Source organism: Azospirillum palustre, from assembly GCF_002573965.1.
Lineage (GTDB): Bacteria > Pseudomonadota > Alphaproteobacteria > Azospirillales > Azospirillaceae > Azospirillum > Azospirillum palustre.
The window spans coordinates 229,510-246,279 of the sequence record NZ_PDKW01000037.1 but is presented as its reverse complement, the minus strand read 5'-3'; the positions used below and the strand labels follow the sequence as shown (position 1 = coordinate 246,279).

Annotated in this window: 17 protein-coding genes; 1 reads left to right on the top strand and 16 read right to left on the bottom strand. The window is 69.1% G+C overall.

Going from position 1 to position 16,770, the window contains the following annotated elements:
• From CRT60_RS03020 to CRT60_RS37455, 15 genes are all read right to left on the bottom strand, one after another.
• Positions 1-575 (bottom strand): IS30 family transposase (locus CRT60_RS03020; RefSeq protein WP_143273079.1); only part of this gene is annotated, 575 nt, incomplete at its 3' end.
• Positions 576-822: 247 nt separating this feature from the next.
• The gene (locus CRT60_RS03015) at positions 823-1,638 is read right to left on the bottom strand and encodes an amidohydrolase family protein (RefSeq protein ID WP_098734971.1); all 816 of its coding nucleotides are present in this window, start codon (positions 1,636-1,638) and stop codon (positions 823-825) included.
• Complete coding sequence (locus CRT60_RS03010) at positions 1,631-2,401, bottom strand: enoyl-CoA hydratase/isomerase family protein (protein ID WP_098734970.1); 771 nt, start codon at positions 2,399-2,401, stop codon at positions 1,631-1,633. Before CRT60_RS03010 ends, CRT60_RS03015 begins: the two co-directional genes overlap by 8 nt.
• Position 2,402: 1 nt before the next feature.
• Positions 2,403-3,602: an amino acid ABC transporter substrate-binding protein gene (locus tag CRT60_RS03005; protein ID WP_098734969.1), complete on the bottom strand. Its 1,200-nt coding sequence runs from the start codon at positions 3,600-3,602 to the stop codon at positions 2,403-2,405.
• A 49-nt stretch (positions 3,603-3,651) separates the two neighbouring features.
• The gene (locus CRT60_RS03000) at positions 3,652-4,068 is read right to left on the bottom strand and encodes a Zn-ribbon domain-containing OB-fold protein (protein ID WP_098734968.1); all 417 of its coding nucleotides are present in this window, start codon (positions 4,066-4,068) and stop codon (positions 3,652-3,654) included.
• Entirely contained in the window at positions 4,068-5,231 is a 1,164-nt protein-coding gene (locus CRT60_RS02995) for a thiolase family protein (protein ID WP_098734967.1), read from the bottom strand. Before CRT60_RS02995 ends, CRT60_RS03000 begins: the two co-directional genes overlap by 1 nt.
• Before the next feature lie 24 nt (positions 5,232-5,255).
• A complete protein-coding gene (locus tag CRT60_RS02990) occupies positions 5,256-5,978 on the bottom strand; it encodes an ABC transporter ATP-binding protein (protein WP_098734966.1) in 723 nt (240 codons plus the stop codon).
• Positions 5,975-6,787 carry an ABC transporter ATP-binding protein gene (locus CRT60_RS02985; RefSeq protein ID WP_098734965.1) on the bottom strand — a complete coding sequence of 271 codons (813 nt, stop codon included), beginning with the start codon at positions 6,785-6,787 and terminating at the stop codon, positions 5,975-5,977. The genes CRT60_RS02990 and CRT60_RS02985 overlap by 4 nt, the downstream gene beginning before the upstream one ends.
• Positions 6,780-7,748 carry a branched-chain amino acid ABC transporter permease gene (locus CRT60_RS02980; protein WP_098734964.1) on the bottom strand — a complete coding sequence of 323 codons (969 nt, stop codon included), beginning with the start codon at positions 7,746-7,748 and terminating at the stop codon, positions 6,780-6,782. The genes CRT60_RS02985 and CRT60_RS02980 overlap by 8 nt, the downstream gene beginning before the upstream one ends.
• Entirely contained in the window at positions 7,745-8,626 is an 882-nt protein-coding gene (locus tag CRT60_RS02975) for a branched-chain amino acid ABC transporter permease (protein WP_098734963.1), read from the bottom strand. Before CRT60_RS02975 ends, CRT60_RS02980 begins: the two co-directional genes overlap by 4 nt.
• Before the next feature lie 12 nt (positions 8,627-8,638).
• A complete protein-coding gene (locus CRT60_RS02970; RefSeq protein ID WP_098734962.1) occupies positions 8,639-9,820 on the bottom strand; it encodes an acyl-CoA dehydrogenase family protein in 1,182 nt (393 codons plus the stop codon).
• Entirely contained in the window at positions 9,817-11,406 is a 1,590-nt protein-coding gene (locus CRT60_RS02965) for a class I adenylate-forming enzyme family protein (RefSeq protein WP_204561628.1), read from the bottom strand. The genes CRT60_RS02970 and CRT60_RS02965 overlap by 4 nt, the downstream gene beginning before the upstream one ends.
• A gap of 103 nt (positions 11,407-11,509) precedes the next feature.
• Positions 11,510-12,427 (bottom strand): hydroxymethylglutaryl-CoA lyase, encoded by a 918-nt coding sequence (locus CRT60_RS02960; protein WP_098734960.1) that lies wholly within the window; start codon positions 12,425-12,427, stop codon positions 11,510-11,512.
• Between the two features lie 3 nt (positions 12,428-12,430).
• On the bottom strand, positions 12,431-13,645 hold the full coding sequence (locus tag CRT60_RS02955) for a CaiB/BaiF CoA transferase family protein (RefSeq protein WP_098734959.1): 1,215 nt from the start codon (positions 13,643-13,645) through the stop codon (positions 12,431-12,433).
• 45 nt (positions 13,646-13,690) lie between these two features.
• Positions 13,691-13,819 (bottom strand): hypothetical protein, encoded by a 129-nt coding sequence (locus CRT60_RS37455; protein WP_280177189.1) that lies wholly within the window; start codon positions 13,817-13,819, stop codon positions 13,691-13,693.
• A gap of 91 nt (positions 13,820-13,910) precedes the next feature.
• Here CRT60_RS37455 and prpR point away from each other — a divergent pair, with 91 nt between their 5' ends.
• Positions 13,911-15,908, top strand: coding sequence for a propionate catabolism operon regulatory protein PrpR (prpR, locus tag CRT60_RS02950; protein WP_204561626.1), 1,998 nt, complete (start codon positions 13,911-13,913; stop codon positions 15,906-15,908).
• Between the two features lie 57 nt (positions 15,909-15,965).
• Here the strand turns inward: prpR and CRT60_RS02945 are convergent, their stop codons facing one another.
• Positions 15,966-16,766 carry a crotonase/enoyl-CoA hydratase family protein gene (locus CRT60_RS02945; protein WP_098734958.1) on the bottom strand — a complete coding sequence of 267 codons (801 nt, stop codon included), beginning with the start codon at positions 16,764-16,766 and terminating at the stop codon, positions 15,966-15,968.
• Positions 16,767-16,770 lie beyond the last annotated feature (4 nt).

Below are 16,770 nucleotides of genomic sequence, written 5' to 3'. Positions count from 1 at the left end.
ATCACCAAGTCACATTCCCAGTGCCCGAAACTCTGCCGGGTCTCCACCTCGGCCGGACGATTGGCGATCGAGCGCTCAGCGGGGATCGGACTGTTGCGTGGCTTGCGCACCATGCGTTTGCGACGCCGACGCCGGGCGACGGCCAAGAGCGCATAGAGATTAAGGGTTCGGCCATCTGGACCGTAGATGAAGCGGTAGATCGTCTCGTGAGACACTGTCGCGCCATCAGAAGCATCCAGTTTGAGGCGGCCGGCAATCTGTTGTGGCGACCAGCCCTCGTGCAGCTTGGCGATAACGTGATCGCGCAGAGCTGGCTTGAGCGCCAGCTTCAGTCGACGCCGTGCACGTCGATCCCGCGCATACTTCTGGGCGCTGGTGCAGAAGTAACCCTTGTACTCCTTGCCCCAGCGATCCCGGAACGGGTCGTGATAGAAGTTGCGCCGGAGTTCCCGGTGGATGGTCGAGCGGTGACGACCCAGAGCCGCCGCGATCGCTGTCACCGGCATCTTGGCGTCGTGCATGTCCTGGATACGGCGCCGCTCGGCAAAATCGATCTGCGAATACTGCTCACCCATCAGCGCTCACCACCCGTAAACCCCTGTGCTTACAAGAAAGTTGCACTTCAGAATAGAACCTACCCGCTCACGAATAAAAAACACATAAGATTTATTATGGAAATTTAATGCATTCATCTTAAATCGCTCAATGGTTCCGTCAGCCCCCGCGCCAGGACTGGAGAATTGGCGCGGGAGCCGACAGCGGCGGATGAAGCGCGTCACGTCGGCCCGGCGGCAGGTCGATGCCACCGCCCGGGCCGGCTTCTCAGGCAAGCCCCAGCAGGCGGCGGGCGTTGCCGCCGAGGATCTCCGCGCAGTCCGTGTCGGTCAGGTCGGAGGCCAGGATCTCCAGCAGGGGGAAAGGAACGCTGAACAGCTTGGGCGAGGAGTAGAAATCCGTGCCCAGCAGCAGCCGGTGCGCGCCGGCCTCGCGCACGAAACGCTCGATCATGTGGGAAACCGTAACCATCACCCCGGTGTCGAACAGGATGTTCGGATGACGCCGCGCGATGTGCGGCATCCAATGCGCAAAATCGGGGGACGAGAAGGCGTCCAGTGCTACGAACTGCACGTCGCGGAAGCGTTCGGCCAGCACCTCCAGCTTCCATGGCGATTCCAGTTTCGAATCGCCGATGATGTGGATGAAGGCCGGCACGCCGTGATGGCGCACGCGCTCCAGCAGCGCGTCCATGCGCGGATGGTCGATGGCGCAGCCCTGGAAGCGGTGGTGCCAGACGATGCCCTTCATCCCGAGGACCTGGATGCAACGGTCGATCTCGTCCAGCGCCGCATCCCCTTCGAGTGGGGATACGGTGGCGAGCGCTGCCGGGAAACGGTCGCTCCAGCGGTCGCGGTATTCGGCGACGGAATCGTTGACCCGGCGGGTGTCGGCGATGCCGTTCGGCGCCTGATAGCCGTTCGACGGCATCAGCAGGGCCTGGGCGATGCCGTAGCGGTCCATGAAGGCGATCCGCTGTTCGGCATCTGCAGTCACGCCGCCCGAAGCTCCGCCGCCGACAATGTCGAGCGAGCCGACATGATGATGCAGGTCGAAGACCTGGAAGGATTTGGCGTCACGCATCCGATGTCCTCCAGAATTCGCTGTAATCGGGCCGCCGCCGGTCGCGGAAGGCGCCCAGCCCTTCCGCCCATTCGCCGGGGGGCAGCTCGGCCAGCATCGTGCGCACCGCCGTCCAGTCGAGGGGCGCGGCGCGGCGCACGGCGCGCTTGACCGTGGCGATGGCCCCCGGCGGCGCCCCGTCGGTGATGGCGCGCGCCAGTTCCACCGCGGCGTCCACGGCGCTTCCGGGCGGGACGACGCGGGAGACCAGCCCCAATGCCGCCGCCTCCTCCGCCCCGATGCGGCGGCGGGTCAGGATCAGGTCCAGGGCGTGGCGCGGGCCGGCGATCTGCGCCAGCCGCGCCAGCCCGGTGTTGGGCACCACCCCCAGCCCCAGTTCGGGCAGCGCGAAGACGGCGTCCGCCGCCGCGACCACCAGATCGCAGCACAACGACAGCTCGAACCCGCCGCCGAGCGCCCGGCCATGGACGGCGGCAATGGTCGGGCGGGGATGGCCGTCCAGCCGCTCGAACACATCCATCGGCGTCGGTCCGGCAGGCGCTGGCGTCATCCAGCCGGCGTCCAGCAGGTCGCCGATGTCTGCCCCGGCGCAGAAGGACGGGCCGTCGCCGGCAATGACCAGCGCGGCGGCCTGACGCGCCTCGGGCCGGTCGAGCGTGGCGAGCAGGCCGGCCACCAGATCGGCGGCCAGCGCATTGTGGCGGTCGGGCTTCGCGAGCGTGATCAGCCCGACCGTTCCGCGCCGTTCGAAGCGGACCGTCATCTCACGGTGCCGGATAGACGAGCTTGCCGCTTGCCTTGGCCGCCGGATAGACGATCTCCTCGCCCTCCTTGCGATGCTGGACGATGACCATCGTCTCGTCCGACAGAAGCTGGTGCAGCCCGCCGCCCTCCGACGGCCGGTAGCCGATCTTGCCGTAGGGGGTGTCGAAGGTGGCGGTGGAAAGCGCCTGGCGCACCTTGTCCTGATCCAGCGTTCCGGCGCTTTCGATGGACTTGGCCAAGGTCATCATGCCGACATAGCCCTGGGGGAAGACGGGGGCGATGGTCTGGCCCTTGGCCTCCACCTTGCGGATCAGCTCGGCGGCGGCCGGGGTGCGGTCGGCGGTGGACCATTCGGTGATCATGGTCAGCCCCTCGCTCATGTCGCCATAGTCGGCGCGGCGGTCGCCGGCCGAGACCACCATGGTCAGCTTCGGCTTGATCCCCAGGCTCTTCATCTGGCGGACGAGCTGGAGGTTGTCGCCCGAATAGCCTACGGAGAAGAAGGCATCCGCGTTCAGCGACTTGACACGGGTCAGGACCGGCGAGAAGTCGGGCGAGCCGGATTTGAACGGTTCCTTCATCACCAGCTTGATCCCGGCCTTCGTCAGATATTCCTCGGCATATTTGGCCGCATCGGCGCCGTAGAGCCCGTCCTCATAGGCCAGAGCCACCGTCTTGACCTTGGGATCGATGGAGGCGAGGAAGCTCGAAGCCGCCTTCTGGCGGTGATAATCCCAGATGTAGACGTGATAATACCAGTCCTCCGTGCCGAAGGTCTTTTCCAGCCGGACGGACGAGGACCCGGTGTGGATGAACAGCGGCTTGTAGCGCTTGACGCTGGAGAGCAGCGCGAAGTCCGCCGTGCTGCCGTATCCGCCGACGAAGGCGTAGACCTTGTCCTCGGTCACCATCTTGGAGGCGATGGTGGCGGCGGTGTTGGGCTCGCTCTTGGTGTCCTCGATCAGCAGGGAGACCGGACGGCCCAGCAGGCCGCCGGCCGCGTTGATCTCGTCCGCCGCGAACTGCACGCCGGCCAGGATGGTCTGGCCGCCCACCGCCAGCACGCCGGTCAGCGGCAGCGGCACGCCGATCCGGATCGGCTCCGCCGTCTGGGCGGCGGCCGGGGTCGGGCCGGTCATCGCCAGTGCTGCGATGCCCAATGCTGCGGCGCCGGCCGCCAGCCGTTTCACGAAGCGCATGGTTTCCTCCTGTTTTTATGGTCGTTGTCCGCGGGTGGTCTCCGCCGGTTCAGCCGGCGGCGGCGCGTTCGAAGAAGGGGTATCGGCGCTCGCCGATCTGGGGAAAGACGACGGACACGGGATCGCCGCTCCGCACGGCCGCGGCATCGCCGCCGATCAGCCGGCTGAGCATCCGCGGGCCTTCGGCCAGATCGACCAGCACCACCGTGTAGGGAAGCTGGCCGTCCCACGCCCCGCCCTGGAAGGCGACATGGACATGGCTGTGCGAGAAGACGGTGCCCCGGCCCGACATCCGCTGCCAGCCGAGGCCGGGGTCGCCGCAGAGCGGACAGTGCCGGCGCGGGTAGTAGAAGAGATGGCCGCAGCGTCCGCATTTGGGGAACAGCAGCTCTCCCCGGTCGCAGGCGTCCCAGAAGGGGGCGCTGGCCCCCGTCGGGTTCGGCGGGGTGGCGAGCAGATCCAGCATCAGGGTTTCTCCAGAATCATGGCGCCGCAGACCGAGAAGATGCCGCCGTTGCCGCTGACCAGCGCCCGGCGCGCGCCCTCCACCTGCCGCCGCCCGGCCTCGCCGCGCAGCTGGCGCACCGCCTCGGTGATGTGGAGCATCCCGCCGATGTGGGCCTGGGACAGCAGGCCGCCATGCGGGTTCAGCGGCCACCTGCCGCCGAGATCCATGGCGCCCGACCGGACCAGCGCCCCGCCCTCCCCCGGCCGGGCGAATCCCAGCGCCTCAAGCGACACCAGGACCGAGATGGTGAAGGCGTCGTGCAGGTTGGCGATCTGGATGTCCTCCGGCCCCATCCCCGCCGCCTCATAGGCGTCGGCACCGGCGGCGGCCATCCCCAGTCCGGGAATGTCCGGCATCAGGGCCACCGAGTTGTGGGTGGTCTTCATGCCGATGGCGCGGATGGCGACGCCACGGCCGCGGCCCTGCGGCGCCCGTCCGGCCCGCGTCAGAACCAGCGCGCCGCCGCCGTCCGACACCAGCGAACAGTCGAACAGGCGCAGCGGGCTGCTGATGAGGCGGCTGGCCCGGTAATCCTCCAGCGTCATCGGCTTGCGCATCTGCGCGTTGTCGTTGAGCAGGGCGTGGCGGCGCGTGACCAGAGCGACCGCCGCCAGATCCGCGTCGGTGGCGCCGTAGAGGTCGAGATAACGCTGGGCCAGCAGGGCATAGGGGATGACCATGCCGTGCAGGCCGAACGGCTCTTCCCACTCTTCCCCGCCCAGCAGATTGTGCATGTGCAGGCCCTGGGCGCCGGCGGGGCGGCCGGTCAGGGCGTTCTCGCCATAGACGCAGGCGGCCACGTCGCAATAGCCGCTTTCGATGGCCCAGACCGCCTGTTGCAGCATGGTCATGCCGGTGACGGTGCCGCCGACGTCGACCGTGCAGGCGAAGCGGGGCGCCACGCCCAGATGCTCGGCCAGCGTGGACGAGAACATGCTGTTCGGGGTGGCGTAGGGATCGAGGTTGATCAGTCCGTCGAGATCGGACAGGGCGAAGCCCGCGTCGCGCAGCGCCGCGAGAACGGCCGCCGCCTGGATTTCGACCGGCGACCAGCCGGGCAGGCGACCGACGGGGGTTTCGCCGATGCCCGCGATGACGACGTCGGAACCGACTGCCGGCATGGGGTATCCTCCGTTTCCGCTGCGTCAGATGCCCAGATAGGCGCTGCGCAGCTTTTCATGGGTGACGACTTCTGCCATCGGTCCGGAGAGGGCGGTCCGCCCCTCCTCCAGCACGACGCAATGGTCGGCGATGTGGGTGGCGTAGCCGACATTCTGTTCGGCCATGACGATGGCGCAGCCGGTCTCGCGCTTGATCTTGGCAAGCGTCACGAACAGCTCCTCGACGATGATCGGGGCCAGCCCGGCCGAGGGCTCGTCCAGGATCAGGGCCGACGGCTCGGCCATCAGGGCGCGGCCGATCGCCAGCATCTGGCGCTGGCCGCCGCTCATGGTTCCGGCGATCTGGCGGCTGCGGTCGCGCAGGATCGGGAAATAGCCGCACACCATGTCGCGCAGCTGCCCGTAGGGCGCCTGCCGCCGCCGACCCGCCGCGGCGCCATGGGCGCCCAGCAGATTGTCCTCGACGCTCAGGTTCGGGAAGCAGCGCGCCCCGTCCGGGACCAGCACCACGCCATGGGCCGGAAGCTGCCAGGGCGCGCAGCCGCTCAAATCCTCGCCGTCCAGCGCCAGATGGCGGCCGCTGGTGGCGACGGTGCCGGCGAGCGCCCGCAGCGCCGTGGTCTTGCCGGCGCCGTTGGAACCGAGGATCACGAGCATGTGTCCGCTCTCCACCGCGATGTCGAGCTGGTGGAGGACGCGCAGGCGGTCGTAGGAGGCGCCGCCGATCCGTCCGACGAAGCGGCTCATGAGGCGAACCCCTTGCCCAGATAGGCTTCCCGCACCGCCTGGTCGGCCAGCACCGTGGCCGGCGCCCCTTCGGCGAGCAGGCGGCCATTGTTCAGCACCACGACCCGGTGGCACAGGGTGGTGATGACGCGCATCAGATGCTCGATGATCACGATGCTGATCCCCTGTTCGTGGACATTGCGGATGAGGCCCATGACCTCCACCGAATCCTCGTGCGACAGGCCGGCCATCGCCTCGTCCAGCAGCAAGAGGTCGGGCGCGCAGGCCAGCGCGCGGGCGATCTCCAGCCGCCGGAGATCGGTCACCGACAGGTCGCCGCAGTGACGGCGGAACAGCGGACCCAGCCCGCAGAAGGCGGCGATGGCGGCGGCGTCGCCCAGCCCCGGCAGCCGGTGGCGGTCGCGCCCGGCATAGAGCAGCGGAACCGACAGCACCTCCTCGACGGTCAGGGTGGGGGGAACGCGCGGGATCTGGTAGGTGCGGGCCATCCCGGCGCGGACGATCCGGTCGGGACGCCGCCCGGTCACGTCGCCGCCATGCAGGCGGATGCGTCCGCCGCGGACGGGAAGCTGGCCCGAGACGGTGTTGACCAGCGTGCTCTTGCCCGAGCCGTTGGGGCCGATCAGGCCGGTGATCTCGCCCGCCGCGATGGACAGCGACACCCCGTCGAGCGCCTTCAGGCCGCCGAAGGCCACGGTCAGATCCTCGACCGCCAGAATGGCACCGCCGGATGGCTGTGCAGACCGCCGAGCGGGATCTGGCCGGGTGGGATCGGGCCGGGTAATGTCGGGAGAGGCTGTGTCAGGCATGGCGTTCCCGCTCCTTCTTCTTCTCGCCGGCCGCGGTCCGCCGTCCGGCCAGCGTTCCGGCCTTGCGCAGCAGGCCGACGATCCCCTGCGGCATGCCGATGACGAACAGGATGATCACGGCGCCGTAGACCACCTGATAGCCGGTGCCGCCGATCACCGAGCGGGCCACCTCCTCCAGCGCCTTCAGCGCGATGGCGCCCAGCAGCGGGCCGACGGTGGTGTCCATGCCGCCCAGCGTGGCGATGGCCAGCGGCAGCACGCTCCAGTTGGTCGTGAAGACGTCGGTCGGCACGACATAGCCGTAGAGACCGCCATAGCAGGCGCCGGCCAGACCGATCAGCACGCCCGAGACGATGAAGGCGAAGATCTTCATGCGGACCACCGGCACGCCGCTGGCCGCGGCCAGTTCCGGCTTGGTGCGGATCATGAAGAAGGCCGGGCGGAAGCGCAGGCCGAGCAGCGCGTCCGACAGGGCCACCGCCGCCAGCAGCAGAAGCCCGATCAGCGCGAGCTGCCAGCGCGGGTCGCCGTCCGCCAGCACCGGCGGGGCGATGCCGCCCGAGCCGCCGGTCCAGTCGGGGAAGACCACGACCAGCACCTGCATCGACAGGGCGAATCCCAGCGTGGCGATGGCGAAATACATCCGGCGCAGCCGCAGGGTCAGCAGGCCGAGCAGAGTCGCCGCCAGCGCGCAGACCACCACGACCGCGATCCAGGCCAGCGTCAGCCCGATCAGCGGCTCGAAGATCGCCAGCGTGTAGGACCCGACGCCGAAGAAAGCCGCCGACCCCAGCGACACCTGGCCGGTGCGCGACAGGATGTCCCAGGCAAGCGCCGTGATCGCGGTGATGGCGACGCCGATGGCGAGCTGGATCCAGAAGGGCTTGTCGATCCAGACCAGCGCCAGCGTGACCAGGAGGATGAGGATATAGGGGAGGAGCCGCGTCAATCCGGTCTTCATGCGCGCCGCTCCGATCCGAACAGGCCGGTGGGCCGGACGACCAGCACCAGGACGATGATGACGAAGGCGACGCCGTAGCCCCAGCTTCCGCCGCCCGGCACGAAGGTGGCGGTCAGGTTCTCGGCCGCCGACAGCAGCACCGCGCCGATCAGCGCGCCGCCGATGCTGCCCAGCCCGCCCAGCGCCACGATGGCGAAGGCGCGCATCACCAGATCGACGCCGACCAGCGGCTGGACATAGAGGATCAGCGCCACCAGACCGCCGCTGACGCCGGCCGTCAGCCCGCCGATCAGGAAGGACAGGCGGAACATCCGCGTCACGTCCACCCCGGCCAGAACCGCCAGCTGCGGGTCGTCGGCGGCCAGACGCAGCAGCAGCCCCTGGCGGGTGTGCCGCATGAACCAGATCATCCCGGCATAAAGCGCGATGCCGACCAGCAGCACGACCAGATTGTTGCCGGGAACGATGACGTCGCCGAGATGCAACGCCGGCAGCAGGGGCGGGGCGTGCATCACCCGGGCGTCCGGTGTCCAGGCGATCATCGCCAGATTGATCAACAGGATCGACAGCCCGATGGTGGCGAGGATCTGGTTGTGCTCGTCCTGTTTCAGCACCCTCGACAGGAAGCCGTCGAAGACCAGCCAGGACAGCGCCGTCATCGCCAGACCGGCGAGCAGCATGCCGGCCAGCGGCGGCACGCCCGCCGCCTCGTACAGGAAATAGGTCAGGAAGGCGCCCAGCATGACGAACTCGCCATGGGCGAAGTTGATGATGCCGGTGACGCCGAATTCCAGGGTAAGGCCGGAGGCGATGGCGGCGTAGAGCCCGGCGGTGGTCAGGGCCAGTAGCAGGGATTGGGCCAGAAGCGTGGTTTCCATCCGCGATTGTCCTCACATCCGGTCGATCAGGCTGCGCGCGATCTGGAGCCGCTGCATCTCCGAGGTGCCCTCGCCGATGCGGAAGCCGCGCGCGTCGCGATAGATGCGCTCCACCGGCAGGTCGGCCATGAAGCCGGCCCCGCCGAAGATCTGGAGGACCCGGTCGGCCACCCGCCCGACCATCTCGGTGCAGTAGAGCTTGGCGCGCGAGGCGGCGATGCGGGCGTCGGGATGTTGCTGGTCCGACAGGCGCGCCGCCTTGGCGCACAGCAGCCGGCCGGCATCGATCTCCACGTCGCAGTCCGCCAGCATGAAGGCGATGGCCTGATGGTCGGCCAGCCTTTTGCCGAAGGTGGTGCGGTCGCGGGCGTGCGGCACCGCCAGGTCGATCAGCCGCTGGGCCATGCCGACGCAGCGGCAGGACACGAACAGCCGGTCGTTGTTGATGGTCGCCATCATCACGCCGAAGCCGGCGCCGGGCGCGCCCAGCACATGGTCGTCCGGCACGAAGCAGTCGTCGAAGCTGAGCGCCGAGAGGTGGTAGCCGTGCCAGCCCAGCTTGCGGAACCGGCGCTCGATGGTGAAGCCCTGCGCCCCGCGCGGCACGATCAAGGTGGTCAGCCGCCCCTTCAGCGGCGCGTCGCGGTCGGTCACCGCCAGCACGATGGTGTGGTCGGCGGTCTCCGCATGCGAGATGAAGGTCTTGGCGCCCGACAGCAGCCAGCCGCCATCGGTCCGCCGCGCCCGCGTCCTGAGCGCGTTCAGGTCGGACCCGGCGTCCGGCTCGGTCAGGGCATAGGCGACGGTGCGTTCGCCGCGCATCAGCGGCCCGACGAACCAGTCGCGCTGGGCGGCGTCGGCGAACAGCAGCGATCCCGGCAGATGGCCGCAGGCCTCGGCCAGCGGCATGCTGGTGTGGCCGGTCGCCTCGTCGATGGCCGAGATGGCGACCCGGCTCAACCCCGGCCCGCCGATGTCCTCCGGCATGTTGTAGCCGTAGATGCCGAGATCGGCGGCCGACCGGCGCAGGTCGCGCATCAGGCCGGGATCGACATCGTCGGCGCGGTCCACCGCCTCCTCGTGCGGCCGCAGGGAGGTCTGGACGAAGCCGCTCACGGTGCGGACCAGCGCGTCGAGTTCGGCGGCATCGTCGCCGGTGGCGGCGGCGGCATAGGTGGACAGGCTGTCGCTCATGATGGCTCCACCGTCTGGCTATCGGCCCAGCTTTCGACCCAGCTTTCGATGGCGCCGCGCTGCACCTTGCCGGTGGTGGAGCGGACGATGCGCTCGGGCGGCACGAAGTGGATGGCCTTGGGCTGCTTGAATCCGGCCAGCTCCCGCCGGCACAGGGCGGACAGTTCGGCGGCCTCCAGGCGGGGGTTGGCGGACACCACCACCGCCACCGGGATTTCGCCCCAGCGGGCGTCCTTCCGGCGCACGACCACGGCATCGCGCACGTCGGGATGGCCGACCAGAACGCGCTCGATCTCCGCCGGGTAGATGTTCTCGCCGCCCGACTTGATCAGGTACTTGGCGCGGTCGACGAAATCGTAGAGTCCGTCCGGCCGGCGGCGGAGCAGGTCGCCCATGTGGAACCAGCCGTTGCGGAAGTCCTGCCGGGTCGCCGCCTCGTTGTTCCAATAGCCGCTGAACAGCGTCGGGCCGCGCATGGCGAGTTCTCCGATGCCGCCGTCGGGAACGTCATTGTCGTCCGGGTCGACCAGCCGGATTTCCGCGCCGACGCTCGGTGCCTTGCCGAGGTCGCCGGTGGCGCCGCGGGGAAGCTGGCGGCCGGACAGCGGCGGGGTGCCGGTCTCGGTCGATCCGAAGCAGTTGAGGAAGTCGGCGCCCAGCAGTTCGCTCAGCCGCGCCACCTCGGCGGGCGGCGACAGGTCGGCCATCACGCCGCAGGTGCGCAGGCCGAGCGGCCTGACGCCGCGCCGTTCCAGCACTTCGATCATCCGGCCCAGCGTGCCCGGCATGATCGACACCCATTCGAACCGCTCGGTCTCGATCTTGTCGGCGATCCGGTCGGGATCGAAGGCATCGAGCACGATCACCCGCCCGCCGGTCAGCAGGGCATAGTGCGCCGGCTCGGTGCCGCCCATGTGGTAGAGCGGCGGCCAGCACAGGTTGGTGTTGCCCGGCCGCACCCCCAAATCGAACGGCGCCGCCGTCATGCGGGCCAGCTGGCTGCGATGGGTCAGCACCGCCCCCTTGGGCAGGCCGGTGGTGCCGCTGGTGTAGAGGATCAGCAGGGGATCCTCCGGCTCGGCGACGTCCGGCAACGTGTCGGCGGAGGCGGCGGCAAGGCGGCGCTCCCACTCCGCGCCGAACTGGATCACCGGAATGCCGGCGGTGGCGGTGTCCGACAGGATGCCCGTATGGCGGGGCGAGACCAGGATCGCCGTCGGCGCGACGAGGCCGATGCAGTGCTCCAGCTCGCGCGGGCTGAGACGCCAGTTCTGGCAGGCGGTGATCGCTCCCAGCAGGGCGCAGGCGAGCTGTGTCTCGATGTATTCCAGCCGGTTCTCGGACAGCACGGCGACGCGGGCGCCGCGCGTCACCCCCAGCGCCGCCAGCGCCGAGGCGCTGCGGTTCACCCGTTCGGCCAGCTGGGTGAAGGTCAGGATGCGGGCCTTGTCCTGGCCGTCATCCTCGATGGCGATGCGGTGCGGATAGAGCCGCGCGGTGGAAAGGAACAGGCTTCCCACGGTGGAGGCGGCTGCCCGCGCCACCAGTGCGGCGGCCGGTCGGTCCATGCCGGTTGTCAAACTCATGACCAAGCTCCTCCCTGCTTTTCATTGGATCGTTGAGGACTTTATTCCCTTTTGCGTCTTAATTATTGGCAGTCCAAATGATGTCGAATATTCCGGTATGCACTCAACGGGGATCTCCGGAGGCCTGCGCGTGGCTGCGTCTCAGCCAGGGCATGGCCCGCCCGCCGAGAGGCCGGCCCAGCAGGCGTCCGGCGACATCGACCGCGTCGATCAGGGTGGGCAGATCGACGCCGGTGGCGAGGCCTGATTTCTCGGCCAGCAGCACGACATCCTCGGTGGCGAGGTTGCCGGCGGCGCCGGGGGCGAAGGGGCAGCCGCCGATCCCGCCGGCGCTGGCGTCGAACCGGCGGATGCCCGCCTCGATGGCGGCATGGGCGTTGGCGATGCCGAAGCCGCGCGTGTCGTGGAAATGCATGCCGATCCGCTCGGCCGGCAGGCTGGGAAGCAGCGCCCGCAGCAGGGCGGACACCTGGCCGGGAGCGGCGGCGCCGATGGTGTCGGCGATCACCACCTCGCCGGCCCCGATGGCGGCGAAGCGCTCCGCCAGCCGGACGACGGCAGCCGGCTCCACCGGCCCCTCGAACGGGCATTCGAAGGCGACGGCGACATAGGCGCGCACGGCGATGCCCGCCTCCAGGGCGCGGCCGATCACCTCCTCGGCGGCGGCGGTCGCCCTTTCCAGCGTCATGTTGATGTTGCGCCGGTTCATCCCCTCCGTCGCCGCCACCACCGTGGCGATCTGCGGCGTTCCGCAGGCCAGCGCCCGGTCCAGTCCCCGTCCGTTCATGGCAAGGGCGGAAACCTCGACCCCCGGCAGGGAGCGGGTTCCGGCGACGATCTCCTCGGCATCGGCCATCTGCGGCACCGCCTTGGGCGAGGCGAAGCTGGCGGCCTCGATCCGCGTCAGCCCGGCCTCGGCCAGCCGCCGGATAAGCTCAAGCTTGCCCGCGGTGGGAACGAGGGTCGGCTGGTTCTGCAGTCCGTCGCGCGGGGCGACCTCGGTCAACAGCAGGCGGTCCATGGCTCACCCCACCCGTCCGGCGCGGCGCAGTTCGCCGATGCGCTCGGGCCCGTAGCCCAGCAGCGTTTCCAGAACCTCGTCGGTGTCGTGGCCCAGCTCCGGCGGCGCGGCGAAGCGGTCGGGCTTGCGACCGGACTGTTTGCCTCCCGACAGCTTGATCGGGTTGCCCGGCATCCGCACCGTGCCGCCCTGCGACAGTGGCACCTCGACCACCATGTCGCGGGCGACCACCTGTGGATCGGACATCGCCTGGGCGAAGTCGTTGACCGGACCGCAGGGCACCCGCGCCTCGCGCAGCCGGGCGAGCCAGTTGGCGGAGCTGTCCTTGACCAGCTCCTCCCCGACGATCCGCTCGATCCGCTCCTTGTCGGCGTAGCGGGCGGGTTGCAGGCGGTAGTCCGGCGCCTCCAGCTCCGGCCGTCCGATGACCGGCAGCAGCCGCTCGAAGAAGGCGTCGCCGATGCAGGCGATGATGATGTGGCCGTCGGCGGTCTTGAAGGTGTTGTAGGGAACATGGACGAAATGGCCGTTGCCCAGCCGTTCCGGCACATGGCCGGACATCAGATGCATCGTGCCCATGTAGTTCAGCAGCGAGATCTGCACGTCCAACATCGACACGTCGACATGGCGGCCGACGCCGGTCCGCTCCCGCTCCTGCAACGCGGCGAGCACGCCCAGCGCGCCGAACAGCCCGCCGCCCAGGTCCCCGATGGGGATGCCGGAGCGCAGCGGCGGCCCGTCGGGCAGGCCGGTGATGCTCATGCCGCCGCCCATCGCCTGCACCACCTGATCGAAGGCGGGCCGGTTCGGATCGGGACCGTCGCCGCCGAAGCCGGTGACCGAGCAGGTGACGATGCGCGGGTTGACTGCCGACAGCGACGCGAAATCGATGCCCAGCCGCTCCGTCACCCCGGCGCTGAAATTGTCGAACACCACGTCGCTCTTGCGGACCAGATCGAGGAAGACCGCCCGCCCCTCCTCGCTTTTCAGGTCGATGCAGACGCTGCGCTTGCCCCGGTTGAGCGTGAGGAAATAGGCCCCCATGCCATGCCGGGAATAGTCGGGATCGCCGGCCAGCAGCTGCCGCGTCCCTTCGCCCCGGCCCGGCGGTTCGACCTTGATCGTCTCGGCCCCCAGATCGGTCAGCAGCATGGTGCCGTAGGGACCGGACAACATGTGCGTCAGGTCGATCAGCCGGATGCCGTTCAATGGTGCCATGCCCCTCGCCCCAGATGCTTCGTTTGCGGAATGTTTGTTCGCTTATCAAACAGCAAGCGCCGTGCCAGTCCGGTGCCGGATGAGCTTCTTATTCTGTTTCAATGGTTTGGCGAATTGCCGGACCGGAAAGGGCGTTTCATGAAACAACTGGCCTGTTGCGATGAAACCTGTCATGAAACGTTCGTTTGCAACACGGATGAAACGCGACGGTCCCGGCGCGACGCCGCCGGCCCCTTCGAGGGGCGATGGCCGGAAGGAAGGAACCATGCCGATGGCGCTGGGCTATCCGAACACCGGGCGGTTGCGGCTGTGCTTCCTCAGCTACCGCCACCTCACCCGGCTGGCGCGTGCGGTTCTGGACGAATACGCCCAGCGTGCCGAGATCGAGGTGATCGACCAGGCTTATGAAGCGGCGTTGGCGGTGGCGCGGGAGCGCGAGGCGTCGGGCGCGGTGGATGCCTTCGTCAGCGCCGGTGCCAATGCCAGCTACCTGCGCAGCACCGTGAAGTCGCCGGTCGCCACCATCAAGGTCGGCGGCTACGACATCCTGCTGGCGCTGCTGAAGGCGCGGGAGCGGTCGAACCGGGTCGGCATCGTCATGCACCGCCGCATCATCCCGGAACTGGACGCCATCAAGGGGCTGCTGCGGACCGAGGTGGAGCAGGGCTGCTACGAGACCCCTGACGAGGCCGTCGCCTGCGTCAAGGGCATGGCGGAGCGCGGCTTTCCCGTCATCATCGGGTCGAGCGTGGTGGTCGAGGCGACCGAACGGCTGGGGATGGAGGGCATCCTGGCCTATTCGGTGGCGGGCGTGCGCCAGGGGCTGGACGACGCGCTGGAAATGGCCCGCATCGCCCGGCTGGAAAACGCCCGCTACAGCCAGTTGAACGGCGTGCTCCGGAATGTCCAGGAGGCGGTGCTGGCCGTCGATCCGGCCGACCGGGTGACGGCGGTCAATCCGGCGATGGAGGCCCTGCTGGGCTTTCCCCCGAATGCCATTCTCGGCCGGGTGGCGGCGGAGGTGGCGCCGGAACTGTCCCTGCGCGGGGTGCTGGGCAGCGGCGAGGCGGAAAAGGGCCGCGTCCTGACCTTCCGCCGCCGCGACTGGATCGCCAACCGCATCCCGATCCGCGAGCATGGGCAGGTCACCGGCGCCATGATCACCGTCTATGATGCCCGCGCCATCAGCGAGGCGGACGTCAGCCTGCGCTCCCAGACCCGGCGCCGCTCCAACCGGACGACCCGCTACACGCTCGACGACATCCGTGGCGGCAGTCCGGCCATCGAGCAGGCGCGCGCCACCGCGCGGCGCTTCGCGGCGAGCGACCTGACGGTGCTGATTTCCGGCGACAGCGGGACGGGGAAGGAGCTGTTCGCCCAGGCCATCCACAATCTCGGCCCGCGCGCCGGCCGCCCCTTCGTGGCGATCAACTGCTCGGCCTTTCCCGAATCCCTGCTGGAATCGGAGCTGTTCGGCCACGAGGAGGGGGCCTTCACCGGCGCGCGCAAGGGCGGCAAGGTCGGGCTGTTCGAGGCGGCGCACACCGGCACGCTGTTCCTCGACGAGATCGGCGACATGCCGCTGGCCCTGCAGACCCGGCTGCTGCGCGTGCTCCAGGAGCGCGAGATCGTGCGTCTGGGCAGCGTCATGCCGGTGCCGGTCGATCTCAGGGTGATTGCGGCCACCCATCAGCCGCTGGAGGAGCTGGTGCCGCAGCGCGCGTTCCGGGCCGACCTGCTGTACCGGCTGAACACGCTGCGCCTGCGCCTGCCGCCGCTGTGCGACCGGGTGGAGGATGTGCCGGTGCTGGCCGAGGGCTTCGTCGCCGCCTGCCTGGAGCGCACCGGGCTGCGGCTGGCGCCTTCGGTCGTCGTCGAGCCTTTGAAATTTCGGCTCGCCACCTACCGGTGGCCGGGCAACGTGCGCGAATTGGAGAACATCTGCGAGCGCCTGACCATGCTTGTGCTGCAATTCGGGACCGTCGAGGACATTCCCGCCGGGATCCTGCGCCATGACTGCCCGGAGCTGTTTCTCGAACCGCTCGCACAGGACAGGCCGACCGGTCGGGACAGCCACGGGGCAGCCGGCGGGGACGGCAACGACGCACGGGCTGTCATCGAAAGCGCCCTGTCCCGCACCCACGGCAATCGGGCGGACGCGGCGCGCCAACTGGGCATCAGCCGCGCGACGCTGTGGCGGCGCATGCGCCAGCTCGGGCTCGGTGCTTCCTCCACCGACGGCGACGACGCCACGCGGGACTAGCCGGCACGGACGACGGGACGCAGTCAGAAAATCGAAAAGCCCTGAAGTCCGCCCGCCTCAAGTGCCGGTGAAGTTCGGCGGACGCTTGCCCAGCAGCGCGGCGATGGCTTCCTTGTGGTCTGCGGTCGCATGCGCCAGCGCCTGCATGGCGGCGGACATCTCCAGCAGCGTGTCGAGCTTGACCGTCCAGCCTTCGCGCAGCAGGCGCCTCGTCATGCGCACCACATGCGGCGGATTGACGGCGATCCGCGCGGCCATCGCCCGCGCCTGGGGCAGCAGCTCCGCATCGGGAACGACGCGCGACACCAGACCGCAGGCGAGCGCCTCCGCCGCGTCGATGGCGTCGCCGGTCAACGCCATCTCGCAGGCCTTGGAAAAGCCGACGACCCGCGGCAGCAGCCAAGCGCCGCCGTCGCCGGGGACGATCCCGACCTTGACGAAGCTCTCGGCGAAGCGTGCGCTCTCGCCAGCGATGCGTATGTCGCACATGCAGGCGAGGTCGCAGCCGGCACCGATGGCCGGACCGTTCACCGCCGCGATCACCGGAACCTCCATCGCCTCCAGCAGCAGCGGGATGCGCTGGATGCCCAGCTTGTAGTTCCGGCGCGTCTGGGCGGCGACCTTGTCGTTGAGGCCGCCGCTTTCCCCCATCTTCTTCACGTTCCCGCCGGACGAAAACGCGCCGCCGGCCCCCGTTATGATGATCACCCGGGTCGCCATGTCGGCGTCGAGACCGCTCAGCGTCTCCACCAGCGCCTCGATCATCTCCGGATCGGAGATCGGGTTGCGCTGCTCCGGCAGGTTCAGGGTGAGCGTGACGATACCGTCGTCGTTGTCCACCAGCACGAGAGTCGTCATCGCG